30 protein-coding genes and 1 tRNA gene are annotated in these 25618 nt (G+C 60.7%); 7 read left to right on the forward strand and 24 right to left on the reverse strand.

Annotation, left to right across the window (positions count from 1 at the left end):
• Positions 1-62: 62 nt before the first annotated feature.
• Positions 63-1277 (reverse strand): deoxyguanosinetriphosphate triphosphohydrolase, encoded by a 1215-nt coding sequence (locus NLY44_RS10045; protein ID WP_023729964.1) that lies wholly within the window; start codon positions 1275-1277, stop codon positions 63-65.
• A gap of 76 nt (positions 1278-1353) precedes the next feature.
• Between NLY44_RS10045 and erpA the strand changes: the two genes are divergently transcribed.
• The 4 genes from erpA (at position 1354) to NLY44_RS10065 (ending at position 3272) form a co-directional block, all read left to right on the forward strand.
• A complete protein-coding gene (erpA, locus tag NLY44_RS10050) occupies positions 1354-1701 on the forward strand; it encodes an iron-sulfur cluster insertion protein ErpA (RefSeq protein ID WP_031199080.1) in 348 nt (115 codons plus the stop codon).
• 4 nt (positions 1702-1705) lie between these two features.
• Complete coding sequence (locus NLY44_RS10055) at positions 1706-2098, forward strand: VOC family protein (protein WP_023691101.1); 393 nt, start codon at positions 1706-1708, stop codon at positions 2096-2098.
• An 8-nt stretch (positions 2099-2106) separates the two neighbouring features.
• Positions 2107-2901, forward strand: a complete 795-nt coding sequence (gene xth, locus NLY44_RS10060) for an exodeoxyribonuclease III (RefSeq protein WP_023805342.1) — start codon at positions 2107-2109, stop codon at positions 2899-2901.
• A 116-nt stretch (positions 2902-3017) separates the two neighbouring features.
• Positions 3018-3272 (forward strand): hypothetical protein, encoded by a 255-nt coding sequence (locus NLY44_RS10065; protein ID WP_245263788.1) that lies wholly within the window; start codon positions 3018-3020, stop codon positions 3270-3272.
• Between the two features lie 43 nt (positions 3273-3315).
• Here NLY44_RS10065 and NLY44_RS10070 read toward each other — a convergent pair whose 3' ends face one another.
• From NLY44_RS10070 to NLY44_RS10170, 21 genes are all read right to left on the reverse strand, one after another.
• Positions 3316-4140, reverse strand: coding sequence for a tetratricopeptide repeat protein (locus tag NLY44_RS10070; RefSeq protein ID WP_023805344.1), 825 nt, complete (start codon positions 4138-4140; stop codon positions 3316-3318).
• Complete coding sequence (gene ilvD, locus NLY44_RS10075; protein WP_023805345.1) at positions 4127-5851, reverse strand: dihydroxy-acid dehydratase; 1725 nt, start codon at positions 5849-5851, stop codon at positions 4127-4129. Before ilvD ends, NLY44_RS10070 begins: the two co-directional genes overlap by 14 nt.
• A gap of 292 nt (positions 5852-6143) precedes the next feature.
• Positions 6144-7364: an OmpP1/FadL family transporter gene (locus NLY44_RS10080; protein WP_023667703.1), complete on the reverse strand. Its 1221-nt coding sequence runs from the start codon at positions 7362-7364 to the stop codon at positions 6144-6146.
• A gap of 357 nt (positions 7365-7721) precedes the next feature.
• A complete protein-coding gene (locus NLY44_RS10085; protein WP_023805346.1) occupies positions 7722-10505 on the reverse strand; it encodes a valine--tRNA ligase in 2784 nt (927 codons plus the stop codon).
• 266 nt (positions 10506-10771) lie between these two features.
• A complete protein-coding gene (locus tag NLY44_RS10090; protein ID WP_023805347.1) occupies positions 10772-11668 on the reverse strand; it encodes a PopZ family protein in 897 nt (298 codons plus the stop codon).
• A 330-nt stretch (positions 11669-11998) separates the two neighbouring features.
• Positions 11999-13384 carry a TolC family outer membrane protein gene (locus tag NLY44_RS10095; RefSeq protein ID WP_023805348.1) on the reverse strand — a complete coding sequence of 462 codons (1386 nt, stop codon included), beginning with the start codon at positions 13382-13384 and terminating at the stop codon, positions 11999-12001.
• A 185-nt stretch (positions 13385-13569) separates the two neighbouring features.
• Positions 13570-14244, reverse strand: coding sequence for a protein-L-isoaspartate O-methyltransferase family protein (locus NLY44_RS10100; RefSeq protein WP_023805349.1), 675 nt, complete (start codon positions 14242-14244; stop codon positions 13570-13572).
• Positions 14245-14352: 108 nt separating this feature from the next.
• Positions 14353-14426, reverse strand: a tRNA-Cys gene (locus NLY44_RS10105).
• Between the two features lie 108 nt (positions 14427-14534).
• Positions 14535-14684 (reverse strand): hypothetical protein, encoded by a 150-nt coding sequence (locus tag NLY44_RS10110; RefSeq protein WP_023805350.1) that lies wholly within the window; start codon positions 14682-14684, stop codon positions 14535-14537.
• Positions 14684-15667 carry a tyrosine-type recombinase/integrase gene (locus NLY44_RS10115; protein ID WP_084012996.1) on the reverse strand — a complete coding sequence of 328 codons (984 nt, stop codon included), beginning with the start codon at positions 15665-15667 and terminating at the stop codon, positions 14684-14686. Before NLY44_RS10115 ends, NLY44_RS10110 begins: the two co-directional genes overlap by 1 nt.
• Entirely contained in the window at positions 15648-16022 is a 375-nt protein-coding gene (locus tag NLY44_RS10120; protein WP_023805352.1) for a hypothetical protein, read from the reverse strand. The genes NLY44_RS10115 and NLY44_RS10120 overlap by 20 nt, the downstream gene beginning before the upstream one ends.
• Positions 16023-16364: 342 nt before the next feature.
• The gene (locus tag NLY44_RS10125; protein ID WP_023805354.1) at positions 16365-16565 is read right to left on the reverse strand and encodes a hypothetical protein; all 201 of its coding nucleotides are present in this window, start codon (positions 16563-16565) and stop codon (positions 16365-16367) included.
• A 246-nt stretch (positions 16566-16811) separates the two neighbouring features.
• On the reverse strand, positions 16812-17033 hold the full coding sequence (locus tag NLY44_RS10130; protein WP_023805356.1) for a hypothetical protein: 222 nt from the start codon (positions 17031-17033) through the stop codon (positions 16812-16814).
• Positions 17034-17062: 29 nt separating this feature from the next.
• Positions 17063-17416: a hypothetical protein gene (locus NLY44_RS10135; protein WP_156940998.1), complete on the reverse strand. Its 354-nt coding sequence runs from the start codon at positions 17414-17416 to the stop codon at positions 17063-17065.
• The gene (locus NLY44_RS10140; protein ID WP_023805358.1) at positions 17413-17718 is read right to left on the reverse strand and encodes a hypothetical protein; all 306 of its coding nucleotides are present in this window, start codon (positions 17716-17718) and stop codon (positions 17413-17415) included. Before NLY44_RS10140 ends, NLY44_RS10135 begins: the two co-directional genes overlap by 4 nt.
• The gene (locus NLY44_RS10145) at positions 17715-17924 is read right to left on the reverse strand and encodes a hypothetical protein (RefSeq protein ID WP_023805359.1); all 210 of its coding nucleotides are present in this window, start codon (positions 17922-17924) and stop codon (positions 17715-17717) included. The genes NLY44_RS10140 and NLY44_RS10145 overlap by 4 nt, the downstream gene beginning before the upstream one ends.
• Positions 17921-18223, reverse strand: coding sequence for a hypothetical protein (locus tag NLY44_RS10150; RefSeq protein WP_023805360.1), 303 nt, complete (start codon positions 18221-18223; stop codon positions 17921-17923). Before NLY44_RS10150 ends, NLY44_RS10145 begins: the two co-directional genes overlap by 4 nt.
• A 2-nt stretch (positions 18224-18225) precedes the next feature.
• Entirely contained in the window at positions 18226-18528 is a 303-nt protein-coding gene (locus NLY44_RS10155) for a hypothetical protein (RefSeq protein ID WP_050588897.1), read from the reverse strand.
• A gap of 94 nt (positions 18529-18622) precedes the next feature.
• Positions 18623-18811: a hypothetical protein gene (locus tag NLY44_RS10160; RefSeq protein WP_023805362.1), complete on the reverse strand. Its 189-nt coding sequence runs from the start codon at positions 18809-18811 to the stop codon at positions 18623-18625.
• 70 nt (positions 18812-18881) lie between these two features.
• A complete protein-coding gene (locus NLY44_RS10165; protein ID WP_023805363.1) occupies positions 18882-19661 on the reverse strand; it encodes a GP88 family protein in 780 nt (259 codons plus the stop codon).
• Positions 19662-20598: 937 nt separating this feature from the next.
• Positions 20599-21009 (reverse strand): DUF4145 domain-containing protein, encoded by a 411-nt coding sequence (locus NLY44_RS10170; RefSeq protein WP_198028975.1) that lies wholly within the window; start codon positions 21007-21009, stop codon positions 20599-20601.
• 789 nt (positions 21010-21798) lie between these two features.
• Here NLY44_RS10170 and NLY44_RS10175 point away from each other — a divergent pair.
• Both NLY44_RS10175 and NLY44_RS10180 read left to right on the forward strand, forming a co-directional pair.
• Positions 21799-22023 carry a DUF982 domain-containing protein gene (locus tag NLY44_RS10175; protein WP_084013005.1) on the forward strand — a complete coding sequence of 75 codons (225 nt, stop codon included), beginning with the start codon at positions 21799-21801 and terminating at the stop codon, positions 22021-22023.
• A 52-nt stretch (positions 22024-22075) separates the two neighbouring features.
• Positions 22076-22345, forward strand: coding sequence for a hypothetical protein (locus NLY44_RS10180; RefSeq protein ID WP_023805366.1), 270 nt, complete (start codon positions 22076-22078; stop codon positions 22343-22345).
• Positions 22346-22689: 344 nt separating this feature from the next.
• Here NLY44_RS10180 and NLY44_RS10185 read toward each other — a convergent pair whose 3' ends face one another.
• A complete protein-coding gene (locus NLY44_RS10185) occupies positions 22690-23067 on the reverse strand; it encodes a response regulator (protein ID WP_198028977.1) in 378 nt (125 codons plus the stop codon).
• Positions 23068-23554: 487 nt separating this feature from the next.
• On the opposite strand from NLY44_RS10185, the gene NLY44_RS10190 reads away from it, so the two are divergent.
• Positions 23555-23737: a hypothetical protein gene (locus tag NLY44_RS10190; RefSeq protein ID WP_023805368.1), complete on the forward strand. Its 183-nt coding sequence runs from the start codon at positions 23555-23557 to the stop codon at positions 23735-23737.
• Positions 23738-23858: 121 nt separating this feature from the next.
• On the opposite strand, the gene terL is transcribed toward NLY44_RS10190, so the two are convergent.
• Positions 23859-25580: a phage terminase large subunit gene (terL, locus tag NLY44_RS10195; protein WP_156941000.1), complete on the reverse strand. Its 1722-nt coding sequence runs from the start codon at positions 25578-25580 to the stop codon at positions 23859-23861.
• Positions 25581-25618: the final 38 nt, after the last annotated feature.

A 25618-nucleotide genomic window follows, 5' to 3' on the forward strand; every position in this document is an offset into this window, starting at 1 on the left:
GGGTCTTGCTCTGGCGGACTGTGCAGGGGAACCGGCTCATTGGCCGGCAAATCGCGCCCGCCCTAGCTTAAATCGGGCGTATGGTCAAACAGACGGCGGTGTTCCTTCAAGGCGTAGGTATCCGTCATCCCCGCCAGGAAATCGGCGACGCTGCGCGCCTTGATGCGGTCCTCCGCCCGGTCGAGCCCCTCCCGCCAGCCGTCCGGCATGGCGCGCGGATCGGCGAAATAGACATCGAACAGGTCGCGCACGATCTGCTCGGCCTCAATGCGAACGCGCATCACCTCGTCATGCCGGTAGAGATGCTTGTAAAGAAAGGTCTTCAAATCCTTCTCGGTCGCCGCCATGTCTGCGGAAAAGGTCACCATCGTCTCGCCCGCCGCCCGCACCGCTTCGGCGCTGTCAGGCTTGATGCGCTCCAGATTGGCGGTGGTGGAAACAATGACGTCCTCGACCATCATCGTGATCTGCCGGCGCATCAGCTCATGGCCGGTGCGCACATCGTCCAGGCCCGGATAGCGCGCGCGCACGCTTGCCAGGATCGATCCCGGCAGCGCCACCGTTTCCAGCATGTCCAAGGTCAGGAAGCCGGAGCGCAGGCCGTCGTCGATGTCATGGGTGTTGTAGGCGATATCGTCGGCGATCGCAGCACATTGCGCCTCGATGCCGGCGAAATGGTCGAGTTCGAGGTCGTGCAACTCGGAATAGTCGCGGATCGCCTGCGGCACCGGGCCTTTGAGCCCTTTTCCCTTGGCGTCGGTCAGCGGGCCATTGTGCTTCACCAGGCCTTCCAGCGTTTCCCAGGTCAGGTTCAGCCCGTCGAACTCGGCATAGCGCCGCTCCAGCCGCGTCACCACGCGCAGCGACTGCGCATTGTGGTCGAAGCCGCCCCATTGGGCCATCCGCTCGTTCAGCGCGTCCTCGCCGGTATGGCCGAACGGCGTGTGACCGAAATCGTGCACCAAGGCGACCGCCTCGGCCAGATCCTCGTCGCCGCGCAGCGCTCGCGCCAGAGCCCGCGCAATCTGCGCCACCTCGATCGAATGCGTCAGCCGGGTGCGGTAGTGATCTCCTTCATGGGCGACGAACACCTGCGTCTTGTGCTTCAGGCGGCGGAAGGCAGTCGAATGAATGATACGGTCACGGTCGCGCTGGAATGGCGTGCGAGTCGGGCTCTCGACCTCGTCATAGAGCCGCCCGCGCGACCTGGCTGGGTCGCTGGCATAGGCCGCGCGCGGCCGATAGCCGAACCCAATGTCGCCAAGCTCATTTGTCATGGCTGATGCCGCCGCAGTTGACTTGCCCCTTCCCGCTTCATACCTATCATGTGAAACTGAAAGCAAGGTGACGCCCATGGGCGCTGATGCCAAGACTGCCATGAAAGTCGAGATGACCGAGTCCGCCGCCAGGCGGATCGCGAAAATCGTCTCTGGCGAGGCCGGCAAGACGGCGCTGCGCGTCTCCGTAGAGGGCGGCGGCTGCTCCGGCTTTTCCTACAAGTTCGACCTGGTCAATACGCGCAACGACGACGACGTCGCCATCGAAAAGGACGGCGCCACCGTGCTGATCGACGATTTGTCGCTGGTCTATATGGGCGGCTCGGTGATCGACTTCGTCGACGATCTGATGGGCCAATCGTTCCAGATCCGCAACCCCAATGCAGTCGCCTCCTGCGGCTGCGGCACCAGTTTCTCCATCTAGGCAGATGTCCGGCGTCGGCGCGGTCCGTCAGGTCGCACTGTCGGCCGGGCGCGATCTCGACGTGACGCTGGCCTTCTGGCGCGATGTGCTCGGCCTCAACGTTCACGCCCGCTACGATCCGCCGGGCATCGCCTTCATCATGGCCGGTGATATCAGGTTGCTGTTCACCGATGGCGTTCCGGCCGGCACCGTCTATCTCGATATAGCCGGGCTCGAAGCCTTCCACGCCGAGGCGAAAGCGTCCGGCGTTCCCTTCACCGCACCGCCGGCGCTCGTCCACAACGACACCGAAGGCACGTTCGGAACGGCGGGGGAAAGCGAGTGGATGGCCTTTCTAAAGGACCCGGCAGGCAATACGATCGGGCTTGTCGAACGTCTTTCGCCCGAACATCCCTGAGGCCGCCCATGAAAATCGTTACCTGGAACATAAACGGCATTCGCGCCCGCATCGGCAACCTCACCCACTGGCTGAGCGAAAGCCAGCCCGACATCGTCTGCCTGCAGGAGATCAAGTCGGTCGACGAGCAGTTCCCGCGCGCCGAGATCGAGGCGCTTGGCTACAACGTGGAAACCCATGGCCAGAAGGGCTTTAACGGCGTCGCCCTACTGTCGAAACTTCCGTTCGACGAGGTTATCAGAGGCCTGCCCGGTGATGACGCCGACGAGCAGGCGCGCTTCATCGAGGGCGTGTTCTCGACCGACCAGGGCGCGCTTCGCGTCGCCTCGCTCTATCTGCCCAACGGCAACCCGGTCGATGACGAGAAGAAGTTTCCCTACAAGCTGGCCTGGATGGAACGGCTGCATCGCTGGGCCGAGCAGCGGCTGCTTCTGGAGGAGGCGCTGGTGCTGGCCGGCGACTACAATGTCATCCCCGAGCCGGTCGATGCGCGCTTCCCCGAGAACTGGCTTGGCGATGCGCTGTTCCAGCCGCAGACCCGGCAGGCCTTCCGGCGGCTGAAGAATCTCGGCTTTACCGAGGCGGTGCGCGCCGTCACCGATGCGGCCGACGTCTACACCTTCTGGGATTACCAGGCCGGCGCCTGGCAGAAGAACAACGGCATCCGCATCGACCATCTGCTGTTGTCGCCCGAAGCGGCCAACCGCTTTTCCTCGGCCTCGATCGAAAAGCATGTGCGCGCCTGGGAAAAGCCTTCCGACCATGTGCCGGTGGCGATCGATCTGGCGCTGCTGCCGGCCTGATATCAGCCGAAACCCTGATATCGCCACAATCGCGCCATTCAGTCAGAGATCAGCATGGCGGCTGGGGTTCCATGGCACTACGATTCCTCCTTTGCCCGATCGGCCTGGCATTTGCCATGGCTTCCCCTGCAGCGGCACTTGCCGACCAGCAGTGCCTGGCCAATGGCAAGTCCTACCAGGTCGGCCAGGTCACCTGCCTGACGGTTTCAGACAAGAGCCATATGGCCCGCTGCGACCTGGTGCTCAACAACACCTCATGGACCAAGATCGACGACAGCTGCCCCGACACCACGATGAAGCCGCATCTGCACGTCACGCCGATCTCGATGCCGGTACACAGAGCGGCGCCGGCGGAACTCACCGAGAACTGATGGATGTGAGCTAATCTCCCCCCTTGAGGGGAGATTGGCAATTTCACTGGTCGTCACCACCCTTGGTGAGAATATCGTCGGCAAGCGAAATCGCCGTGCGGCGGTCGGCTTCGCCGGCGGCGGCAAATGCCTCTTCCTGCATGCCGCGGATCCACGGCTGGTCGCTCGGCGAGGCGCGTTCGAGCGCGGCGGTCATCATGGCCAGACCGCGCACGATCTTGCCGCTCTGGAACAGAAGATTGCCAAGCGTCGCCTGGGCGCCGGCATGGCCTTTTTCGGCGGCGAGTTGGAACCAGCGGCCGGCCTGCTTGACGCTGGCCTTGACGCCGCCCTCGCCCTTCAAAAACATCTGGCCCATCTCGAACTGGGCGTTCGGGTTGCGGTAATTGGCGGCCGCGCGCATGTAATATTCCTGCGCCGCGACCTCGTTTTCCTCGACCGGGCTGCCGGGGATACCTGTCCGGAGATAGTCGCCCAGCGCCACCAGCGCGTCGGAGACATAGCTTTCCTCCGGCGATCCCGGCTCGACATCCTGATCGACGATCTCGGAGAAGAATTTGAAGGCCGCATAGTCGTCGCGCGTCACGCCGTCGCCTTCGGCATACATGCGCGCGAGCTTCCAGGTGGCGCCGATCTGGCCGTTCTCGGCGGCGTATTTATAGGCCTCGACCGCCTGTTCCTTGTGGCCGCTCTTGTAAGCGGAGAAGCCGAACTGGAACACGGCCCATGGGCTCGATTGCGGCTTCACGCCGGTCTTGTCGTCGAACACCTTGTCGTCGAAGGCCATGGCCTGGCCCACGGCGCCAAAGATCGCAACAGCGACCAGTGCCGGAAGGACAGACGACCTCAACAACTCAGATATCCGCATAGCAATGTGTTTCTTTGGCACCGCCCGGATGGGTGACCGCGCCGTGGCGGGCAGGCCCTACCGTCTGTGCGTATTTCCAGATCGCGCCCGACTGATAGTCGGTCGTGCGCGCCTTCCAGGCCTTCGCCCGCGTTGCCAGTTCGGCCTCGGACAGGTCGACCGCGATCCTGCCTTTGGTTGCATCGATCGAGATCACATCGCCGTCTTTCAAGAGCCCGATCGGGCCGCCAACGGCAGCTTCGGGCCCGACATGGCCGATGCAGAAACCGCGGGTCGCGCCCGAAAAACGACCGTCGGTGATGAGGGCGACCTTGCCGCCCATGCCCTGGCCGTAGAGCGCCGCCGTCGTCGACAGCATCTCGCGCATGCCCGGGCCGCCGCGCGGACCTTCGTAACGGATGACGAGAACCTCGCCTTCCCGGTAGTTGCGGTGCGTGACCGCCTCGAAACATTCCTCTTCCGAATCGAAACACCGTGCCGGACCTGAGAATTTCAGCTCCGTCATGCCCGCGACCTTCACGATCGCGCCTTCGGGGGCAAGGTTGCCCTTCAAGCCCACGACACCGCCGGTTTGGGTGATTGGTCGGTTGGCGGGACGGACCACATCCTGGCTATCATTCCAGGCAACATGCTCCATGTTTTCGGCCAAAGTACGGCCAGTCACGGTCATGCAGTCGCCATGGAGATAGCCGTGGTCGAGCAGCGTCTTCATCAACAGCGGAATGCCGCCGGCCTCGAACATGTCCTTGGCGACATATTTGCCGCCCGGCTTGAGGTCGGCGATGTAGGGCGTCTTCTCGAAAATCGCGGCAACGTCGAACAGGTCGAACTTGATGCCTGCCTCATGCGCGATCGCCGGCAGGTGCAAAGCCGCATTCGTCGAGCCGCCGGTGGCCGAGACCACGGTCGCCGCATTCTCCAGCGCCTTCAGCGTGACGATGTCGCGCGGCCGGATGTTCTTGGCGATCAGCTCCATGATCTTTTCGCCGGAGGCGAAATTGAAGCGGTCGCGCATCTCGTAAGGCGCCGGCGCGCCGCAGGAGTACGGCAGCGCCAGGCCGATCGCCTCGGCGACGGTGGCCATGGTGTTGGCTGTGAACTGGGCCCCGCAGGAGCCGGCGGACGGACACGCCGCCTGCTCGATCTCGAGCAGTTCGGCATCGCTGACCGTGCCGACCGAATGCTGGCCGACCGCCTCGAACACGTCCTGCACAGTGATCTGGCGGCCGCGATAGGAGCCCGGCAGGATCGAGCCGCCATAGATGAAGATCGACGGCACGTTGAGCCGCACCATGGCCATCATCATGCCGGGCAGCGACTTGTCGCAGCCGGCAAGGCCGACCAGCGCATCGTAGCAATGGCCGCGCATGGTGAGTTCGACCGAATCGGCGATGACATCGCGCGACACCAGCGACGACTTCATGCCCTGGTGGCCCATGGCGATGCCGTCCGTGACGGTGATGGTGCAGAATTCGCGCGGCGTGCCGTTGGCTGCGGCGACGCCCTTCTTGACCACTTGCGCCTGGCGCATCAGCGAGATGTTGCAAGGCGCCGCTTCGTTCCAGCAGGAGGCGACGCCGACAAGCGGCTGCGCGATCTCGGCGGCAGACAGGCCCATGGCATAGAGATACGAACGGTGCGGCGCACGCGCCGGACCGACGGTCACATGGCGGCTCGGCAGCTTGGCCTTGGAAATGACTCTGGCGTCCATACTCTTCCTTGCCGCGGGCGGTGCGGCCTGCCCCATCGCCGAGCCTTCTGGCGCGTGTCCCGAGACAAATTCGAGGTGCGCCGGGTTTATGGCGGGAAATGGGCAATTTGGTCTGGCGGAGTTGTAGCGCGGGGGTTGTTCAGAAACTGTTGCCAAAACGTCACAATCGCGAGAGGCGACGCCAGTGCGGCGTATCTGCAACGCTGGCGCGCCCGCCAGCGCAGGGCCAACTCTGTCCGAAAAACGTAAAAGGCCGGGCAACGCCCGGCCTTTTACCTGTATTTTCAGAAGCTTAGAACCTAATTTTAACACCGCCCGAAATGGCCGTGATCAGATCGTTGCCAAAGTCGTAGGTTGCGTCTGCACCAACGACTTTGCCGTTCTCGCCAATCATTATGCCGGAGTGACCGCTGGTCAGCACGCCGATTGCACCGCCCAACCGAACCTCGATGTTGGGCTGTGGCGTATAAGCGACGCCGCCACCCAGCGTCCAGGTATCGGACTGCGAACCATAGCCATGCGAGGTGCCGCGATCCCAGGAAATCTGGGCCGCACCGCTCCACTGATCGTTGAACTTGTGGCCGACGCCACCTGAAACGGTCCAGCCGTCGCGATACATCAGGTCAAGCGAGGTGACCTCTCCCGGACCATTGGTGTAGCAAAGTGACGATGGAGCAATCGTCGGGCAGATCGGAACGCTCTGCAGCACACTCCAGTTCACCCACTTGATCGAACCGAAGGCTAGCCATCCTGGAGCGATACCCGACTGCAATTTCAACTCCACGGTATCAGGCATGTACTGCGTTGAGCCGTAGATCGGGATAACGCCTTGGCCGACACTGGTGAGATCGAGTTCACCTGAGAGATTGTCGAGCTTGACTTTCGAATTGTAGACGAGGCTCGCGCGCAACGCGATGTCGGGGATTTCGTAGGCAACGCCGGCGCGCCAGCCCCAGCCGTTAGCCTCCAGATCGACACGACCTGTCAATACCGGGAAAACGCTTACCAAGCTTTCTTTGAAGCCCCCTATGTCTTGGTAAAACAACCCGCCGATAAAACGAAGCTGGCCCTTACCAGCATCAAATTTATATGAGCATGTACCGGCGTAGTTGTTGCTCTTGATATCGGTTTCCGTGTTGGAAAGCGCACCGTTCCATATACCAGGTGCTGTATGCGCACCCCAAGGCTGCGAATAGTCGACCATGCAGTCGACGCCCTGCACAACCTGAACCTTCATTCCTATGTGCGGTATCCAGTAACCCTCGGCTCCGTCGGCCGTCGTGCCAAGACCTAGGTTGGCGCCGTTCGGACCGGCCGCATTCTTGAACTTGCGATCCGGCATGACATAGGTCGCTTCAGCTTCCGTCGCAAACGGCGCTGGGTCGAAAAGCAGGTCGATGTCGTAGCCACCACGCTCCAGACCGCCGGCACGCGCCGGATGCATCGCGGAACCAATCAAAGCCAGCGAAAAACACCCCGCCCCCAGCAGTGTTTTCAAACGCAAATTGTTCATGGATGTCCTCCCCGAAATACAGTGCATCAAGCTAGAACCAATTCGGGTTAACGGTGCAACAATGAATTCACATAGCGTACATGTACACTCTTGCGGACCGCATTTCGAACACAGTGGCGGCTTGGCCGGTAGGTTCGAAAATGACCATTTGGGCGGCAGACTGGGGAACAAATCAGAAAAAACCGCTCAAAACGGCACCAAAACCGGCTATTTTGCCGGCATTCGGCCCCATTGTTACATTATGGCAACAATGGGGTCGAAACTTTCCGTTTACGTCAATATTAACGCAACGTAACGCCTGTTTTTCGAGCAAAAGAACCTTCGCGAAGCGCTGCAAGCGTCTCGCGAATCCGGCGCTCAACCGGCGTCGCGCACCCTGGTCAGCGCCACCGAAAGCTTCTCCTGCTGATCACGGTATTCCCCGAGTTTTTCGCGCTCGGCTGCGACGATCTCTTCCGGCGCGCTGGCGACGAATCTCTCGTTGGACAGCTTCTTGTGCAACCGCGCGATCTCCTCGGTCACCTTGGCCAGTTCCTTCTGCAGCCGCGCCGCCTCGGCGGAGAGATCGATCAGGCTGCCGAGCGGCAGGCAGATCGTCGCCTCGTTGAGCACGATCTGGGCCGAGCCCTTGGGTGCGGCGTCCTGCAGCGAGATGTCGCCGACCCGCGCCAGCCGCTTGATGGCGGACGCATGGCGTTCCAGCCTCTGGTGAGTCTCGGCGCTGGCGCCGACCACCACCAGCGGCGCGATCGCCGCCGGCGGCACGTTCATTTCAGAGCGCACGGAGCGAATACCGGAGACCAGATCGACCAGCCAGTTGATGTCGGCGGCTGCATCGGCGTCCTCGAAGTCGGGCGACGGCCAGGCGGCGTGGCACAGCAGCGTTGCGCGCGTCCTGCCCTCACCTGCCGTCTGCGCCCACAGCTCCTCCGTCATGAACGGCATCATGGGGTGCAGCAGCTTGTAGATCTCGTCGAGCACGAAGGCGACGCAGGCCCGGCTTTCGGCTTTGGCCGCCTCGTCAGTGCCCATGAACACCGGCTTGAGCAGTTCGAGATACCAGTCGCAGAACAGGTTCCAGACGAAGCGGTAGGCGGCGCCGGCTGCCTCGTTGAAGCGGTAGCCGGTGATGCCCTCCGTGATCGCGTGCGACGCCCTGGTCAGCTCGGTCAGGATCCAGCGGTTGACCGGCAACTTGGCGTCGTTGAGCCAGAAATCGTCATTGCGCGCGACCTCGTTCATCTCGGCAAAGCGTGTCGCGTTCCACAGCTTGGTACCGAAATTGCGATAGCCGGCGATGCGCGCCGGATCGAGCTTCACGTCGCGCCCCTGCGCCGCCATCACCGTCAGCGTGAAGCGCAGTGCATCGGCGCCAAACTCGTCGATGAGGTCGAGCGGATCGATGACGTTGCCTTTCGACTTCGACATCTTCTGCCCGTTCTTGTCGCGCACCAGCGCATGCACATAGACGGTGTGGAACGGCTCCTCGTGCATGAAATGCAGGCCCATCATCATCATCCGGGCGACCCAGAAGAAGATGATGTCGAAACCGGTCACCAGCACGTCGGTCTGGTAATAGGTCTTCAGCTCCGGCGTGTGATCCGGCCAGCCCAGTGTCGAGAACGGCCAAAGCGCCGACGAGAACCAGGTGTCGAGCACGTCCTCGTCGCGGCTCAGGATCTCGCCCGGCTTGAAGGTCTCGAGCTTGTCCTCGACCCAGGCCTTCCACGGGCCTTCCAGCGCCAGATAATATTCAATCGCGGCGCCCAGCGCCTCTTCCTCGGTCTTCTCGACGAAGACCCGGCCGTCCGGCCCGTACCAGGCCGGGATCTGGTGACCCCACCACAGCTGGCGTGAAATACACCAAGGCTGGATGTTCTCCATCCAGTCGAAATAGGTCTTCTCCCAGTTCTTCGGCACGAAGTTGGTACGGCCTTCACGCACCGATGCGATCGCCAGCTTGGCGAGCTCGGCGGCGTTTGCATACCACTGCTCGGTCAGAAACGGCTCGATCGGCACGCCGCCGCGGTCGCCATGCGGCACGGCGTGGCGGTGCGGCTCGATCTTGTCGAGGAAGCCGCCGGTCTCCATCAGCTCGACGATTTTCTTGCGCGCGACGAAACGGTCGAGACCGTCGAGCTCGTCCCAGACGGCCTGACGCTCCGGCGTCACGTCGAGCCCGGCGAGAAAATCCTCATTATCCCTGAGCGTTATTGCCGCCTCGATGGTCAGGATGTTGATCGCCGGCAGCTTGTGGCGCTTGCCGACCTCGAAATCGTTGAAGTCGTGCGCCGGCGTGATCTTGACCGCGCCGGAACCCTTTTCCGGGTCGGAATACTCGTCAGCCACAACCGGGATTTTCCGGCCGACGATCGGCAGCACGACATTTTTCCCGACCAGATGCCGGTAGCGCTCGTCGTCCGGGTGCACGGCGACCGCCGTATCGCCAAGCATCGTCTCGGGCCGTGTCGTGGCCACGGTAATGAAGGTCGCCGAATTTTCCGGATCGAAAATCTCGCCCTCGATCGGATAGCGGAAGTGCCAGAGATTGCCGTTGATCTCCTGCGGCTCGACCTCCAGGTCGGAGATCGCCGTCAACAGCTTCGGGTCCCAGTTCACAAGGCGCTTGTCCTTGTAGATCAGCCCTTCCTTGTAGAGGCTGACGAATACTTCGAGCACGGCCTTGGACAGGCCTTCATCCATGGTAAAACGTTCACGCGACCAGTCGGCCGAGGCGCCGAGCCGCTTCAGCTGGTTGAAGATGGCGCCGCCGGACTCGGCCTTCCACTCCCAGACCTTCTCGATGAACTCCTCGCGGGTGAGATCGCGGCGATGGATCTGCTTTTCCATCAGCTGGCGCTCGACCACCATCTGCGTGGCGATGCCGGCATGGTCCATGCCCGGCTGCCACAGCACGTTCTTGCCGCGCATGCGCTCAAAGCGCACGAGTATGTCCTGTAGCGTGTTGTTGAGCGCGTGACCCATATGCAGCGAGCCGGTGACGTTGGGCGGCGGGATGACGATGGTAAAGGCCTCGGCCCCCTCTTCCGCACCTGCGCCGGCGCGAAATGCGTCCGCCTCTTCCCATATTTTGGCGATCTTGGGTTCGACGGTCTTGGCGTCGTAGGTCTTTTCAAGCATGGGAAAGTGGTCCGCGCGGTCGGGAGTTTTGCTGACCCGGTGTAAATCGGAAGGTTTTGGCCAAGTCAACCGCGAGGGCTGCCTCAGTCCTTCAACGCAGATAGGCGGGGCCCTGGTCATTTCAACGGGAAGGCCATGCCCGCACCTTCATCGTCAGCGATCCCGACGGTAACCTGATCGTGTTCGCGACATCGGCCGGAAGCTGACCTGCAGCGAAAGCTCCGCCCGAAGGCGGCGCTTTAATCCGGAACGGGCTGTGGTAATGCCTACTGCGCGCCGCGCGCGACGCGCTCGATTTCTTCGCGTACCAGGCGCTCGACCAGCGTCGGAAGGTTGTTGTCCAGCCAGTCCTGCAACATCGGCCGCAGCATCTCCTCGGCCATCTCGTCGAAGGTCTTCTTGCTGCGGCTGGCAAAGGCGTCGGAGAGCTCGCCGAAGGCCGCAGCGACCTGCCGTCCCGTATGTTCCGAAACGATCGCCGGCCGAACCGGAGTTGTATCGGCCGGGCGCGCGTGCTCGCTGCGCGAAGGATGAGGCTCGAAAGCCGGCTCGGCAGCGAGATCGTCTTCGAAAGCCTCGACCTCCGCGATTGCTGCCTGCCGATTTTCAGTCTCTGGCTGCCTGGTCTCCGGCTGCCTGATCTCGGGCTGCCGTACTGTCTCAGCCGGTTTTGTCTGATTGCCAACGGCCGCGATTTCGCGGCGCCAATCGGTGACGATCGAGTCGGTGGTTTCCGCCTTTGCCCGCACTGCAGCTTCTGCCCTGACGGCGGGAGCTGGCTCACTGGCTATCCTGGCGCTTACTTCCGCCAATGTCATCGGAGCATGCGCGGGTGGCGCGGCGGTCGTGGCATTTGCCGCAATGGCAGGCTTCACTGGCGACGGCTCGGAGCGCGGCTCCAGCCGCGCAACCACCGGCTCGGCCAGTTGGGCCTGCACCTCGGTCAGCGTCACCGGCTTCTTGCTTTCGGTCGAGCTGTGCAATTCGCTGCGGAAGGCCTCGACATCTGAAACAGGCCCGGCGGCCGGCACAAGGTCCTGGCGCAACTCATCGGCGTCGCCCGGCAGCTTGCGGCCGGTGTCGCTGTCTTCGATGATCCTCCTGATGGAAGCCAGTATTTCTTCCATGGAAGGTTCGCGCTGTGCGCTGCTTGCCGTCGCCATCGTCACACCCGCCGCCCCCGCGCATGATCCCGAAAATCGATCTTCGATTTTCGAAGAGGATCAGGCGCAAAATCAAAGTTCTACAGCCTCCTTTGCGCATCCATCGGACGCGTGGCGCTGTAGTGACCCGTTCCTGGATTCCTGTCCGGCAAAGCCGGATACGAATCATGGCGACAGCGTAGCCGACGGATCGCCATCCGAGAATCCCCAATCTCGGAAGACGCCGGATTTCAACAATTTAGGCTACAAAAGACAAACGCCGCGCATCCTTGGGAAGCGCGGCGCTACGATACTTTCAATCTTGGCGGGATTTGAACCGCTCAGTCGCGATCAACGACCGTCCGGCGTACGCAGCCCGATCCATTTGTCCTTGACGGCTCTGTAGTGCTCTTCAGGCTTGTACTTCACCACATTCAACGCCAGGCGATCGGCCGACAGGCGGCCCATGGCCGACAGGATGGCGTAGCTCGCTACAACCACATCGCGCTCGGAGCTGGCGAGGTCGATCTTTGCCGAGATGACGGCGTTCTGGGCATTCAACACGTCGAGCGTGGTGCGCTGTCCGACATTGCGCTCCTCGATGACGCCGTTGAGCGCCAACTGTGCGGCCGCGATCACCTGCCGATTAGCGTCGACGCTTTCACGCGCTGCGATGTATTGCGTCCATGCCGAGGTCACGGCCTGGCGCACCGAGTCACGGCTGACATCCACCTCGATGCGAGCCTGGCTGAGCGATTCCTTCGACTGACGAACGAGGGCGGAGGTACGGCCGCCCGAATAGATCTGAACGGTCAGCGTCGCGCCGACGGTGGCGGCATTGGAATCGCCGTCCGAATCCCCCGCGCCAGGTACGGTATTTTGATAGACATGGGAAAGGCCGGCACTGGCAGTCAACTGCGGCAGCAACGCACCTTCCTGCGTCTTTACATCAAATCCCGCTGCATCGACGGAATGTAGGGCGGCCAGGATGGCCGGATGCTCGTTCGATGCAATACCGATCGCCGCCTCGAGACTCCTCGGCAACAGCTTCGCCAACGGCGACGCGGCCTTGAGCTTGCCCGGCTCGTCACCGACGATCTGATGATAGGTTGCCGCACTGGCCAGAGCCTGCGCACGGGCAGCACTCAATTGCGCCACCGCGGCCGAACGCGACGCGTCGGCCTGCGCCACATCTGTGCGCGTGCCCTCGCCGACCTCGAAGCGCGAGCGCGCCGCGCGTGCTTGCTCGGTCAGGAACTGAAGGTTCTGTTCGGTTAGCACCGCCACCTGGCGGTCGCGAATCACGTCCATATAGGCGCTCGCCGCGTTGAACAGCGTGTTCTCTTCGGTGTTGCGCAGGCCCTCGACCGAGGCCCTCACCTGTGCAGCGGCCGACGCGACCCTGTTCTTGGTCTGGAAGCCGTCGAACAGCGTCTGGTCAATCCGAACGCCGAAGCTGCCGGTGGTCAATGCCAGGCTCGCGTTCCTGCCGTTTAGGTGCCTGGAGGTGTAATCGATATCAGCCGAACCAGTGATCACCGGGCGATAGCCCGACTTGGCGATCGCCACGCCCTCATCGGTGACGCGCACGCCTGCACGGGCCGAATTCAGCGAGGAATTGTTCTGGTAGGCCTTGGAAAGCGCGCCGAGAATGGTTTCCGCCGAGGCGGCTATCGGCGAAAGCGCTGTCGCGGAAATGAGGACGGTAACAAACAAACTCTTGGCTAAGGACGGCACTTTATATCCCTCATTCGTTTTGCACGGGAACCACGCCACGCCAGCCCATCCCTAGGGATCGGCCAGCGCCGCGTCGATGTATCGTTCCCCCGCTGACAGCCTCCCGAAACCCCGGTTAACCAATCAGCAACGATTGTTCAATCGCAAGCCAACATGACAGAGTCTTTGCTGCAAGGCAAAATCACTTAGAACTCGAAGGCATGAATGCGTTCAAATCCGGGTAGTGGCTTAATTGCCGCATTAAATGCCCGTCTTCCGGTTACAACCCCCCCTGCATTGAAAAAGAGCTGGGCTACGCCCGCATTGCCCTGCCCTTCCACAGCCACCAGCCGGCCGCCTTCGGCAAGCTGGTCAAGCAGCGCCGCAGGCACTTTCTCGACGCTGCCGCCGATGAGAATCACATTGTAGGGCGCCTTGGCGGCATGACCTTGCGGCAGTGGGCCGGTGACCACGGTGACGTTATCGCAGCCCTGCGCCGAAAGCGCCGCTTTGGCTGCTTCCGCCAGTGTGGTATCGCTTTCCAGCGCCACGACGGATTTGGCCAGCCTGGACAGCAGCGCCGCGGAATAACCGGTGCCGCAGCCGACATCGAGCACCGAATCGCCGGCGTCGATCTCGGCCAACTGCAAAAGCTTGGCCAGTGGCGACGGCTCCATGAGGTAGCGCGCACCGCTGCCATCGGCGCCGTCGGAGATGCGGATATCCTCGTCGATATAGGCGAGAGCCTGTTGGCCGGCCCCGACAAAGGCCTCGCGCGGCACGGCAAGCATGGCATCGAGCAATGCTGCGTCGGTCACATCGGTGGTGCGGACCTGGCCGTCGACCATCTTGACGCGAAGTTCGGAGAAATCAGCGCTCATGTCCCAACCAATCCGTCAAAGCCAATGCGCTGAAATGCGCTTGTCGCGCCGACACTGCGGCGCATTCGACCGGAACTCAAGCCCCCGGCATGCGGGAGTTGAAGCGATTGGAGGCCTCGCCCGGAATCGAACCGGGGTGCAAGGATTTGCAGTCCTCTCCATGACCACTCTGGCACGAGGCCCCATCGCTGCGTTCCGCGCAAACCCAATAGGTTCAGGGTATAGGAACGTCAAGCGGCATTGTCACAGCTGGCACAGATTTGGCACAGCGTGGCACAGTGTGACACAGGTCAGGATACGCCCTTCTTGGCATCCTTGTTGACACCGTGTCCGTCGATGCGACCGGCTGGGCTTGTGACCGTGCCGACCACCTTATCCTTGACCTTTCGCCACTTATCGATGCGGCGGCGGATGGCCTTAGCTGTCTTCTTCTGCGGCATTACGCTGCCATCGCCAGAGCTTTGGCGGCTACGTCAAGATCGTCAGGGACGAGGTTCGTGTAGCGCATGGTGACCTGGATGCTCTTATGCCCGAGCCACTTCATGACCATGGGCAGAGGAACCCCCGCGATGACCAGCCGGGTGGCGCAGGTGTGCCGCAGCATGTGCGGGACGAACTCGTCCTCGTCGACCTTGAGGTGAGCCTTGAGTGCCGCCCAATGGTCGCGGAACGTCCAGTAGGGCATCAGTTCCCCGAACGGGGTGGCGCTGTTCGTGAGCTTGCACACCTCGGCCCATGCTTCTGCAGCCTGGGGGACGAGCGGCACCGTGCGGGTCGACGACGTCTTGGACAGCGTGTGGTGGAAGATCACGCTGCGGCCCGGCGTCACGCGCTTGCGGTCGAGGGTCAGCGCCTCGCCAATGCGGCACCCGGTGTAGAGCAGGAAGTTGAACAAATGCTTCGCTACCGGCTTGCCGATGTGGTCGAAGTATAGGTTCGAGGCCCTCTCCCACTCGCGGGACAGCGTGAGTTCCCTCGCGTTGCTCTCCTTCTGGCGCTTCTCGAACGCCGGGAGCGACATGATCACCTTCTTGCGATGGGCGAACTTGAGGAGCTTGGTGATGTTCGCAACCTTGCGGTTGATCGTGCCACCCTGCTTGCCGTCCCGGTGTAGACCGTTGACCAGCTTGTCGATCATCGCCTCGTCGATCTTGTCGAGCGGCGTCGTGGGCGGGATGTAGCGATAGATCACACGCCAGTTCCCCTGGATGTACTTCGCGGACTTCGCGTCCCGCCACAGGTCCTTGTCGTAGAAGTTCTCGTCGACATACGCCTGGAGGGTGTTCGCAGCGGAAGGCTTGAAGCCACCCGCCACGGCTGTCTCGTATTCTTCGGCCTCTGCCTGGGTCTTGAACGAGACGCGCTTCCGCGCCCCGTCTATCAACACGTCAGCCTGCCAACGGTTACCCCGTTGCCTTGCCATAGCTCTGCACTCCTCTGACCAAATCTGCGATGAACGCTCGGCCCTTGTTGGTCAGGACAAGTGAGCGCTTCCGGCGATCTTCGCCGAAACCGATGGTGATCATTTCGTAGCCACCGGTCATTTCCTGATGGCCTTCGCCCCAATAATAGGCGTTGCGGGATGCGGCGCCGGACTTAATGCCGACGTTCTTCTCGATGTCCTGCACCGAGATGTCCTCGTGTTTAGCGTTCGCCACCGCCACTTCGAGCAGCGCCAGGATGGTGGACACCTGCATCTTGCTGTCGAGTGTGTTGAAGCGCCTCAGCGCGTTCATGATGACGGTTAGTGCTTTCAAGTCGGACACTTCGGTGGTCATTGGTAGCCCCTTTTCCTGTTAGGCCGCTATTACCTCCTCTAAACGGGAGATCGCGTTAGCGGTAAGTAATGCATTTGAGCAATCCACGAAAGCCTCGACGGGCTCGTGGACCTGAAAATCTTCAGCGCCGGGGAAGGTCCCCGAGGCAATTAGCGCGTGACCGATCAGACAAGCGTCCCAATGGTCATTGGTACCTGCCCGTTGCTCGCCAACGAAGAGGTTGTCTGCATCGTAGAATGTAATCCGCATTTTGGGGTAAGTCCCGGAGAAGTGTTATTCTTGTTGGGGGGTCAGGAGCCACCCTCGCTGCTCCTGGGTAAATCGGTACAGGAAGTGCGGCGTCTACCCGCTGTGAAGTGGGATCATGATCGGCTCTCGGACGATCTCGCGGCGGATCAGCGTCAGAGCGTTGTCGAGCCCGTAGTAGGCGCTCTTGATGGCTCGCTCAGCCTCATCGGGCTTGTCGCTGGCGATCTTCTCGATTGAGATCGTGCCAGCCACGATGGCGTCGGTGAGCAGCAGGATGACTTTCTGTTTGTCCATGAGGTTACTCCGGTTACACTTACGATTGGTCGTCGAGCCAGCGGTCGAGCCAGCCTTGGCGGTCGGTGTCGGTCACGGCCTGCTCCCCTTCAATTCGGTGAACAGAGCCCACAGGGCGAGGACGATAGGTCCCCCAAGGGTGGCGGCAGCCACGAGTTTGTAAGCCATAGGAATTATCTCCTAACACTAGGTGATTTGGTTTGGCCGCGCAAGTACGTTTTGTACCGCGCTGTCGTACAATTTGCACTATTCGATCCTCCAGGCATCGACACGGATCGGGTTGTCGCGGACCTCAACCTTGCAGCGCCAGCCAGCCATGAAGGACGCGACGGTCTTGCAGGCCTTGCGGGTGCGGTGGAACCCGAGGAGCGTCTTGGCGCCGTCAGGGTACTCGACCCCGAGGAGCCAGTTGTTGCCCCGCTCGGTATAGGTGTTGAGCCTCTGGCAGACGTAGGTTGGGACGTTCATCGTGGGGGAACCTCGCGATAGCCGCTGCGTCATGCGATGATGGCGAGACACAGGAACATGAAGATGATCAGGCCGATGAAGATGACGACAATGGGCGCGATGCTATCGTCCTTCGGGGTGCCCTCGTTGGGATAGACCTTCTGGTGCGTCTGCTGCTGGCCGTTGTGGTGGAACAGGAGCGGCGCGAGGACCAGGGGTGCCACGTAAGGCATGGGCGAGGACGGGCGCGGTGCCGGGCGATAGCTCGGGCGGTAGCTTGGGGTCACCCGAGGTGCCACGCGGACAGCTGGAGCGCGGAACACAGGAGCCCGGAAGCTCGTGAATGCTGCAGCTGCTGGTGTGGCGACCGTGAGGGCCAGGGCGAGAGCGAGGAACTTCTTCATTTGTAGACGCCTTTCATTCGCTGCCCCCATTCCTTCACGAGGAACAAGGGGACGCAGTCTGGTGGGCTGTTGGTGATTTCGTTGCGGGCCAGCACCTCATCGGGCACAGGCTCCTCGACGACCTCGACGTAGCGGTGAATGCCGTCGATGCCGCACAAGCCGTTGAGCAGCGCGGCGAGATCGTCGCGGCTCTCGATGCGAAGGGTATAGGTTCCGCTCGGAGGAAGACCCTCGGCCTTGCGATAGGCCTCGGCGTCGTTCTTCATGGTGAACCAGCGGCGCTTGACGTTGTAGACGATCATAGCTTGACCCTCTCCAGCCACTGACAGCCCCGCTCGTTTCGGATGCTGCGCAGGATGCCGGTGTCGCGGCCTGCCATGTGGACGCCCTTGTAGGCGTAGGACAGCCATGCGGCCTGCAGGTACTGCCGCCACTCGCGGCCATACTCAGCCTTGAAGGCCAGCAGCGCCTCGCGCTCCTCGGTGGTGATTGGGGTGCCTCCGGTCATCGGTTGCCTCCCCGCTCGTACTCGTCGCGCCAGTCCTGCTCAGGCCCCTCGTATTTCTCCACGCCGTCGTCGAGGTACCAGAAGCCCACGTCGAGGACGTCGAGGCAGTCAGGCTCTTGGCCGGTATAGGTCTTGCGCCACTCGTCGAGATCGACACGGACGTAATCCGTATAGCCCCGCTCCGGTGGGCAATCGGGATCAGGCAGGGTGCCCCCGTCGTCGTAGGACAGGACGTTGCCGGTGCTGGCGTCGACCGTGAGGGAACCCCACGATCCGTTGATGGTTACGGTCTTGGTCATGGCTAAAGCCCCTTCACGAGAGCGGCGGTGCGCTCGTTGTCAGTGTGGTCGCAGATGACGTCGTCTTCGTTGCCGTGGACGAGGTAGATCGAGCCGACCATGTTGCCGGTCTCGTCCCTCATGCGCAGCGTGGTCTCGTCGGTGGCGTGGACCTCGGCGGTGATCGCTTCGAAGTCCGTCGAGCGCTCCAAGGCCCACTCCTCGCCGTCGTAGACGGAGACGGTGAAGCCCAACGCGAGGGCTCGCTTGATGATGGCGCTGATGATGCGCTTTTCGGTGGCGTTGGCGTGTGCTGGAAAGCTCATTTGGGTGACCTCAGGGTTGCGATGAAGAACACGGCGCAGCCAGTGATCAGGCCAGACCACAGGACAGCGGCGACTAGGGTTTCGGTTGCGGGCATCAGAGGTACCTCAGGGTTTTGCCTTCGAGATCGTTGATGGCCACGCGGTAGCCACGGTCGACGGTGCCATCGGCCCAGCGGACGACGCCGTGCTGGATGTGGAAGCGCTCAGCGCTCTTGATGGACTGACGGGCGATGCGCTCGGCGCGGTCGCGGTTGACAAACATGGTGATGTCTTGCGGTGCCATGGGATTGCTCGCGGTATAGGTTTGGGTTGACGTGGGTGCCCCTAGCGGAGACACCCGGCTAACGGAGAGATCAGCCGACGACAAAGCCCGAGTTGTCGCGCTTGGCGGGACCCTTGGCGTAGAGCCCGACGATGACACCACGCGGATCAGTGAAGCGCATGTCGGTCTCGTCGCCGTCGATCACTTCACGGCTGGTCAGGACTTCGTCACCAATGGCCATCCATGGTGCCTGTCCGACGATTGCATCGCGGCCATGCTTGGTGCGGTAGACCACAGCGACATTCGCGCCGGTCTCGTTCGCGGTGTTGATGATGGCCGATGCATAGGCCGGGTTCGCCTCGCTATAGGACAGCGTCAGGCTGTAGTTGCTCGGCAGCGACCGATAGGCCCGCTTGTAAATCTTGGTGTAGTCGTAGAACTGCACCTCAGGGAAGGCCGCGAAGATCGAGGTATAGGTTACCCCATCTCGGCTGCAGGGATGCGCCACTTCCCACTGGATGTCGCTCGTGCCGTTAAGACGCACTGCAGCCTTCACTTGTTTCTTGGCGCAGTAGCGAACGAATGCGGCGATGTCCTTGACCAGATCGGCCATGAAGGTCTCGCGGCTCTTGAAGTAGCGTTGCGTCTTGGCAATCCGCGCTTCGACGATGCTTGAGAACATGCCAGCGCGGCCAGCCTTGGAGAGACAACCCATCTCGCAACCCGCTTGCCCCGCCATTGGGCAGACGTTGCCCATGAGAGACTGTGATGCTGGCGCTAGGTACATGATGGCCGTTTCATACTGGCCGAACTTGTCGCCCTTGATGGTCTTAGCGTTGCCGCCTGAGCGAATGGTCTTGGACTTGAACATCGGAGAGTTCCCGTTATCGGAGAGGTGAAGACATAGCTTCGCCGTCGTGAAGCCATAGAAACCCAGAGAGCCCCTGAGTTTGTATGGCTCCACCACTTGATGGTCGTGGTGAAGGATCAGCGCAATCGGGTGCTACCCCTTAGGACGTTGCGCTTGCCGCCCGTTGACCTATCGCGTGTCAACCGCGCCCCGTTTATGGTCTTAGGTGACCTATTCGATTGTCAAAGAACATGCGGCCCGGCTTGGCCACCCTTCCCGGCATCAGGCCCCGAAGGCCCCGTCGCCGCCACCAATCTCTGGTGTGATTTCAAGGTAATCTCTCGGTTATCGGAGGTAAACAAGAAAAGTCATAAATCGTATAAGTTGTTGATTTTGTTATTATCTTTCTTTGCCGTCAACGGTACTTTTCCGCTATCGGAGAGGATTTTTAGACCCATGAAACCACAAGAAATCTCGAGTCAAATCAATGTGTTAGTCGAGGTCAAAGCCTGATTTGCACCATGTGAAACCATGCGAACGGTATAGGATCGCCTTAGATCAGTGATCAGAACGCGCACGTAAGGGTCACCAATGGTAACTAATGGGTCTCGGGTTGAACGTATGGCCAGCCGATCAGGTCAGCGCCGGTAAACGTGAGGAGCCCTCGGGTTTCCCTTGGGGCAAAAAGGTGGGAGGGCACAGAAGGGAACGAATGTTCCAAGATGGAATGAGCGTTCCACGCTAGGGAACTCGGGCAATCTAGCGGTGCTAGGATGGTATGACCCATGAGTACACTAATGAAATCAGTGCGTTAGCATGTGCTTGTGCCATGATCTGTGCCAGCGATGGCGCGTATAGGGCGGATCGCAGGTCTTCTAGGGGGGCAACGGGGGAACTAGGCCCCTGGGCGTATACGTAAGGGGAAATACATTTTCCGCAAAAAGGTCCGCCTAGGACCTTAGGGGGCCTTCTGGAAGGCTGTCGCCTCCTTCTTCTTACGCGTCTCGTCAATGGCGGCAAAGCGCTCAGGGCCGATGCTCATGACCAACTCTTGCAAGCTGTTCTGGTCAGTTATTGCCCATTGGACGATGAGATTGGCCAAACGGAAAAGCGTCGCCACGGTCGCTGCGTCATCCTGTCCGTATAGCTGACCGGCATGAAGCACTTCGTTGCCCGTCAGTCGAACGACATCCATAGCGACCGTTATCTGCTTGGGGACGCCACGGAGTTCAAGTTCGTGAACAGCGTCATTGAAGTTGTCTTTCTTTGTGACGCTCTTGCAGAGACCCTCAATGCACATTCGGAGCAAAGCAGCTGCCGCTCGGGGACTGGCATCCGCGACTGATGCTGCTTCTTCAAAATCTTTCATTAGCGGGGCTGGTAGGTCTTGCGGAACGGGGTGGTCTGTCGAGTTGCTTGGGTAAACCAAATTGCCCTCGAACCACAGCGAGCGCTGCCCACATGCGTCACACTTAGATAGACCTAGATCTTCGAGAGTTCCCTCCACCTGCTGCGCCGGACGGTTACCAAAACTCTTGTAATACCGATGATATGGGATGGTCCAACTTTGGACAGCAATGACTGGACAGCGTGGGCACTTGAATTTGGTCTTCCGGAAAGCTGGCGTGTATTCGCCTTGCACTGCAGGGTTCCTAAGACCACTCGTAATCGATTCCCTTTCTGCTGGTAGCGGTGATGATGGAAGTGTCGCCATGCTCAGGTCCCTCGCCTCCAAATACCTTGCCCCTAAAGAAGCTCCCAGGCAATCCACAGTCTTGACGTAGCACTGTCGGGTCCCCAAGTGTAACGACGACGACGAACAGCCGAGGCGTGTGGGGGTCACCGGGTGGCTGTTTAAAAACCCAAAAACCCCGCTTGCTGGTCTTTATGCGCGATGTTCGGCTCATCAAGAGACACGCGCAGGATAGAGGAGAACCCCGGATGACGGTGTTCCTCACTATTGAAGCCAGCCAGCCGAACGGGGCGACCTATCGCTTGGCCTTTGGGTGTAAATGCACCTTGGCTTCGTGGATGGCTTTTCTCGGACGGTTGTTCTGATGAAGGAGGGGTGCCCTGGAAACAGGGTGCCCCTTTTCAATTTACTCACTGAAGGTCCGTATGGTCAGTGGCAGAACTTTGGTTCAGCCCCAAGGTCCCTGTGAGGACGCCTGAGGGGCACCGCTACAACGTCGGGAGCGTGGAGGCTGCAGCCGAGGTTCTCCTCGGGTGGACCAAGCGTGGCCCTAAGTGGAACCTGGCCGTGAGGGTCTGCATGGCAGCACTGGCAGATCAGGCGACCCCCTCGGAGGTCCGAAGGTGCTTTAGGTTGGCTGCTCGGGAGGAAGGGAAGCTCCTGCCGGATTTCGAGGACCACGATCCTTGACTCGATTCCTAGACGCGCGCACGTATATCGCCCGAAGCGGGAAGGGAAAAATATGGCAAACCGAATCGACGTCGATCAGAACAAAGATCACATCGGAGGTAACTTCGATTGGGACGTGGCACCGAGCTGCTGCGACCTGCTTAAGGATGCTGTCGACGAGGAGAAGTTCATCTTTGTCAGTAATTTCGTCAGCGAGGAATCGAACACTTTTTATATGTTGCCGGTAACCAACGAAGGGCGCTTTGCGCGTGACACCGGCATTACCCTTAGCTTCTGCCCCTGGTGCGGAACCAAGATTGTTGGAAAGAAAAAGTACGCTTAGGAGAATCCAGCTTAAGGGCAGGTTGGGGAAAACTCAAAATACCTGTGGTTGTTGCACTTAGGACCCTTGTCAGCGAGTCACTGCAAGCCTTACACCGGAGGTAGTGCAGTCGAAACCGCGCCAATGAAGCCTTGATTCCAACCGGGTGGAGGTAGCGACACTGCGCTAGTCGGAGGGGGACACTGGGTGTCCAAACCTCAGCGTTCCCCACCGGCACCCTTATCCTGCACGGAAATTCCCGCACCGGATGGTTACATGTGCCTACAAACGTAGGCCTCGTCAATGCGGGACCCCCAAGGTTTTCTGTGCATAACGCACACACAAACAGGCACAGGGAAGATCCATTAACCTGTAGCCATGGAGGCACAGGCGGCCACTGCATTAGTCACATCACCTTCCCCAGCGGGCTTCGACACCCACGTTCCCTTTTGAAAGATCGGGTCGTAGCAGCGAGGATCGAACGCGCTTCCCGAATGGACAACAAACGGGATATTCCGCTCGTAAAGGAGCCTGGCCACGGCATCGCAGTTTCCATCATTCAGCTCGATATCAAGGACGGCTACATCGGGGGAGTTTGATTGCAGCCACTCAAGAGCCTCGGAACAAGATGACAGGACTGCCAAGACATTGAAGCCGGCATCACACAGTGACTGTTCAACGTCGAGCGCAATAAGCGCCTCATCTTCCAAAACGACAACCGACAACACCGATTGGCTGCCCATCGTCATCACCCTCGTGGGGGCGGGAGGTTGAAGACCCTCACCATTCGCCAGCGCCCACAACTTCAGCCAGCGACGGTCGGAAATCAACTTCCACCATTGTACAATGTCAAGAGCTTTTTTCAGGCAGACCCAGCGACGATTTTTTCGTCCAATCCGGTAGGTTTCTGTCGCCCAATGCGGCCTACTCTGCCGTTGCGCTTTTCATCAATCTCGGCAAGCAGTGATTGATGTCTCCTGGGCAGCTCAGTCTCGACATGTAGCTTCAGCAACTCGCGAAGGTGACGGCGGATCGTCTCTGACGTAATCCACTTGCGAATGAGGCGCGAGATAGCCTGTCGCTGCGCTTTGCTAAGGTCCATTGATCTTAACTCTAGGGGACCTTGTTGGTTCCTCTGAACGGGCCGGAACAGCGCCGGGACACTCTTGACGAGGTCAGAGGACTGGACCTAACAGTCGATACTCAATCCAAGTCTGCCAGGAACTAACAATGATCAAATCGCTTATTCTGTCTATCGCCCTCATTGCGTCCACCCAGGTGTCCCAGGCGGGCACCTACGAGAACCACATCATGGTCTGCACCAATCAGTGCATCGACCAGAGCGATCATTCTGAAGCAGCCTCCTACCAGTGCAAGCAGTGGTGCGAGGATCACGCAGAGGATCAGAACTAAGGTTCGATAGGAAACCCAAGTAGGGGGGAACTTATGGGGAAACCTTTGTTAACGGAAGTATCTCCCCTCTGTATGGGTCCCTAATCGAAGGGGACTACATCTAGTAGCCCCCCTCGTTCACTCACACAATTCTCTTCCCAGCCCAGGACATCCTCTCTCCACCGAAGTGCTGGTTGAGGGGGCTCTGGTGGAGCTTGGCGATCTGAGCCTCCATCCATTCCTGATGCTCCCTCGCGACGATCTTCCCAGCATCCTGGTTCATCATCTCGACGAAGTGTCCGATCAGCATGGCCAGGGCGTCCACGCGGTCGTCGAAGCGCAGCGCGTCCTTCTCCCGGCAGATGTGGGTCATCTGGTGGAACACGGACTTGTGGCTGCGGATCAGGCTCTCGTACTTCTGGATCGAGGCATCGTCCTTCTCGAACACGTCGGGGTCGACGATCAGCCTATGGGAACCGATGACCGGCTCCAGGATGTCGAGGATGCGCTGCTCCTTCATGGTGGTCGAGCGGACCTCCACGATCTCAGCCGTCACGCCCTTGCGGAGCAGGACGGGCTCGAGGAGCTTGGCGAACATGCCGTCACCGAAGTTGCTCTCGATGACGATGGTCTGGATGCGGTGCCGCTTGGCGATGCCGACCAGGGCGAGGAGCGTGTCCTCGTCGTAGCCACCCTGGAGACCACCGGCCTCAGGGACCCAGGTGTTGCCCGCGAGGTGCAGGCCCACAGCGTAGCCCGTCTCGTCCTTGCCGCGACCCGAGGGATCGATCGACATGACGCGGTGCTGGTAGTCGAGGAACTCGTTGGAGTGCCCTCCTGGGGCATACAGGCGGTCGCCAGCCATGCCGTGGTTCGGGAGGTCCTTGAGTTCCCTGTCGGGATTGGGGAGCCAGAAGACGTCCACGGGTGCCTTCTGAGGGGGCACCGGCATGATGATCAGGTCCTTGAGCTTGAGCGGGTAGCGCTCCTCGTCGGAGAGCTTGGTGTTCAGCATGAACTGCAGCTGGTAGCCAGCGGCCCCGTACTCGGCGCGGCGGGAGATCAGTTCGTCCATGTCGAACCGCTCAGGGTCCGTGGGCATTCCGTACTGCTTGTTGTGGAACATGCGCAGGATGCGGGGTGCCAGGTCTAAGCCGTACCCGGCGATCTCGTCGACCGTGGGAACCTGCGAAGGCCAGATGCGCTTGGTGAATGTCTCAGGCAACTTGTTGTAGATCGAGTCCTCGGTCTGCGGGGTGCCGAGGTAGATGACGCGAGCGTGAGCCAGGGGCTTCAAGATAGCCGAGTATTCGCGGGTCTTCTCGATGAGCAGATCGCGAGCCGCGACCGTCATGGAGTTGTTCATGACCTCGACGTCGTCCGAGACGATGATGTCGGCGCGACCACCGGTCAGCTGGCTGTCGATGCCCTTCGCGAAAACGCTTGGGGTCTGGTCGGGCTCAGCCGGGCCGACGTCGAACTCGACGCGGGAGGAGCGCTGGTTGGCCTTGGGCTTGAGGAAGGCAAGCTCAGGGACCGTCTGGATCAGCTGCTGGCAGAAGATGACGAAGTTGTCGGCGCGGTTCTTGGACGCCGAGACCACCATGATCTTAAGCTGGGGGTTGCAGTAGAGGCACCACAGGACGAACGCCGCAGTCAGGAAGGACTTGCCGACGCCACGGAAGGCCTCGATACAAATCTTGTTCGGGCCGTGCTGGAGGAACTGGGCGATGTCGTACTGAGTTGGCGTGGGGCTCGGGAGCCTCAGGTGCTGCCAGATCAGCCAGATGAAATTGCGGAGGTCCTCGCGTAGAGGATCAGGGCTCGACATCGAAGTCGAAGCCAGCAGGGTTTGCGTTGACAAGGGGGAACTCGGGGGTGGGCGCGAGGCGAGCGCCTGGG

The organism is Mesorhizobium sp. C089B (assembly GCF_030323125.1).
Classification (GTDB): domain Bacteria; phylum Pseudomonadota; class Alphaproteobacteria; order Rhizobiales; family Rhizobiaceae; genus Mesorhizobium.

Excerpts from the sequence above, each read along its gene's own strand:
- NLY44_RS10045 (WP_023729964.1), bottom strand. The coding sequence starts at position 1,277 with ATGACAAATGAGCTTGGCGACATTGGGTTCGGCTATCGGCCGCGCGCG.
- erpA (WP_031199080.1), top strand. The coding sequence starts at position 1,354 with ATGGGCGCTGATGCCAAGACTGCCATGAAAGTCGAGATGACCGAGTCC.
- NLY44_RS10055 (WP_023691101.1), top strand. The coding sequence starts at position 1,706 with ATGTCCGGCGTCGGCGCGGTCCGTCAGGTCGCACTGTCGGCCGGGCGC.
- xth (WP_023805342.1), top strand. The coding sequence starts at position 2,107 with ATGAAAATCGTTACCTGGAACATAAACGGCATTCGCGCCCGCATCGGC.
- NLY44_RS10065 (WP_245263788.1), top strand. The coding sequence starts at position 3,018 with ATGGCTTCCCCTGCAGCGGCACTTGCCGACCAGCAGTGCCTGGCCAAT.
- NLY44_RS10070 (WP_023805344.1), bottom strand. The coding sequence starts at position 4,140 with ATGCGGATATCTGAGTTGTTGAGGTCGTCTGTCCTTCCGGCACTGGTC.
- ilvD (WP_023805345.1), bottom strand. The coding sequence starts at position 5,851 with ATGGACGCCAGAGTCATTTCCAAGGCCAAGCTGCCGAGCCGCCATGTG.
- NLY44_RS10080 (WP_023667703.1), bottom strand. The coding sequence starts at position 7,364 with ATGAACAATTTGCGTTTGAAAACACTGCTGGGGGCGGGGTGTTTTTCG.
- NLY44_RS10085 (WP_023805346.1), bottom strand. The coding sequence starts at position 10,505 with ATGCTTGAAAAGACCTACGACGCCAAGACCGTCGAACCCAAGATCGCC.
- NLY44_RS10090 (WP_023805347.1), bottom strand. The coding sequence starts at position 11,668 with ATGGCGACGGCAAGCAGCGCACAGCGCGAACCTTCCATGGAAGAAATA.
- NLY44_RS10100 (WP_023805349.1), bottom strand. The coding sequence starts at position 14,244 with ATGAGCGCTGATTTCTCCGAACTTCGCGTCAAGATGGTCGACGGCCAG.
- NLY44_RS10110 (WP_023805350.1), bottom strand. The coding sequence starts at position 14,684 with ATGCCGCAGAAGAAGACAGCTAAGGCCATCCGCCGCCGCATCGATAAG.
- NLY44_RS10115 (WP_084012996.1), bottom strand. The coding sequence starts at position 15,667 with ATGGCAAGGCAACGGGGTAACCGTTGGCAGGCTGACGTGTTGATAGAC.
- NLY44_RS10120 (WP_023805352.1), bottom strand. The coding sequence starts at position 16,022 with ATGACCACCGAAGTGTCCGACTTGAAAGCACTAACCGTCATCATGAAC.
- NLY44_RS10125 (WP_023805354.1), bottom strand. The coding sequence starts at position 16,565 with ATGGACAAACAGAAAGTCATCCTGCTGCTCACCGACGCCATCGTGGCT.
- NLY44_RS10130 (WP_023805356.1), bottom strand. The coding sequence starts at position 17,033 with ATGAACGTCCCAACCTACGTCTGCCAGAGGCTCAACACCTATACCGAG.
- NLY44_RS10135 (WP_156940998.1), bottom strand. The coding sequence starts at position 17,416 with ATGAAGAAGTTCCTCGCTCTCGCCCTGGCCCTCACGGTCGCCACACCA.
- NLY44_RS10140 (WP_023805358.1), bottom strand. The coding sequence starts at position 17,718 with ATGATCGTCTACAACGTCAAGCGCCGCTGGTTCACCATGAAGAACGAC.
- NLY44_RS10145 (WP_023805359.1), bottom strand. The coding sequence starts at position 17,924 with ATGACCGGAGGCACCCCAATCACCACCGAGGAGCGCGAGGCGCTGCTG.
- NLY44_RS10150 (WP_023805360.1), bottom strand. The coding sequence starts at position 18,223 with ATGACCAAGACCGTAACCATCAACGGATCGTGGGGTTCCCTCACGGTC.
- NLY44_RS10155 (WP_050588897.1), bottom strand. The coding sequence starts at position 18,528 with ATGAGCTTTCCAGCACACGCCAACGCCACCGAAAAGCGCATCATCAGC.
- NLY44_RS10160 (WP_023805362.1), bottom strand. The coding sequence starts at position 18,811 with ATGGCACCGCAAGACATCACCATGTTTGTCAACCGCGACCGCGCCGAG.
- NLY44_RS10165 (WP_023805363.1), bottom strand. The coding sequence starts at position 19,661 with ATGTTCAAGTCCAAGACCATTCGCTCAGGCGGCAACGCTAAGACCATC.
- NLY44_RS10170 (WP_198028975.1), bottom strand. The coding sequence starts at position 21,009 with ATGAAAGATTTTGAAGAAGCAGCATCAGTCGCGGATGCCAGTCCCCGA.
- NLY44_RS10180 (WP_023805366.1), top strand. The coding sequence starts at position 22,076 with ATGGCAAACCGAATCGACGTCGATCAGAACAAAGATCACATCGGAGGT.
- NLY44_RS10185 (WP_198028977.1), bottom strand. The coding sequence starts at position 23,067 with ATGGGCAGCCAATCGGTGTTGTCGGTTGTCGTTTTGGAAGATGAGGCG.
- NLY44_RS10190 (WP_023805368.1), top strand. The coding sequence starts at position 23,555 with ATGATCAAATCGCTTATTCTGTCTATCGCCCTCATTGCGTCCACCCAG.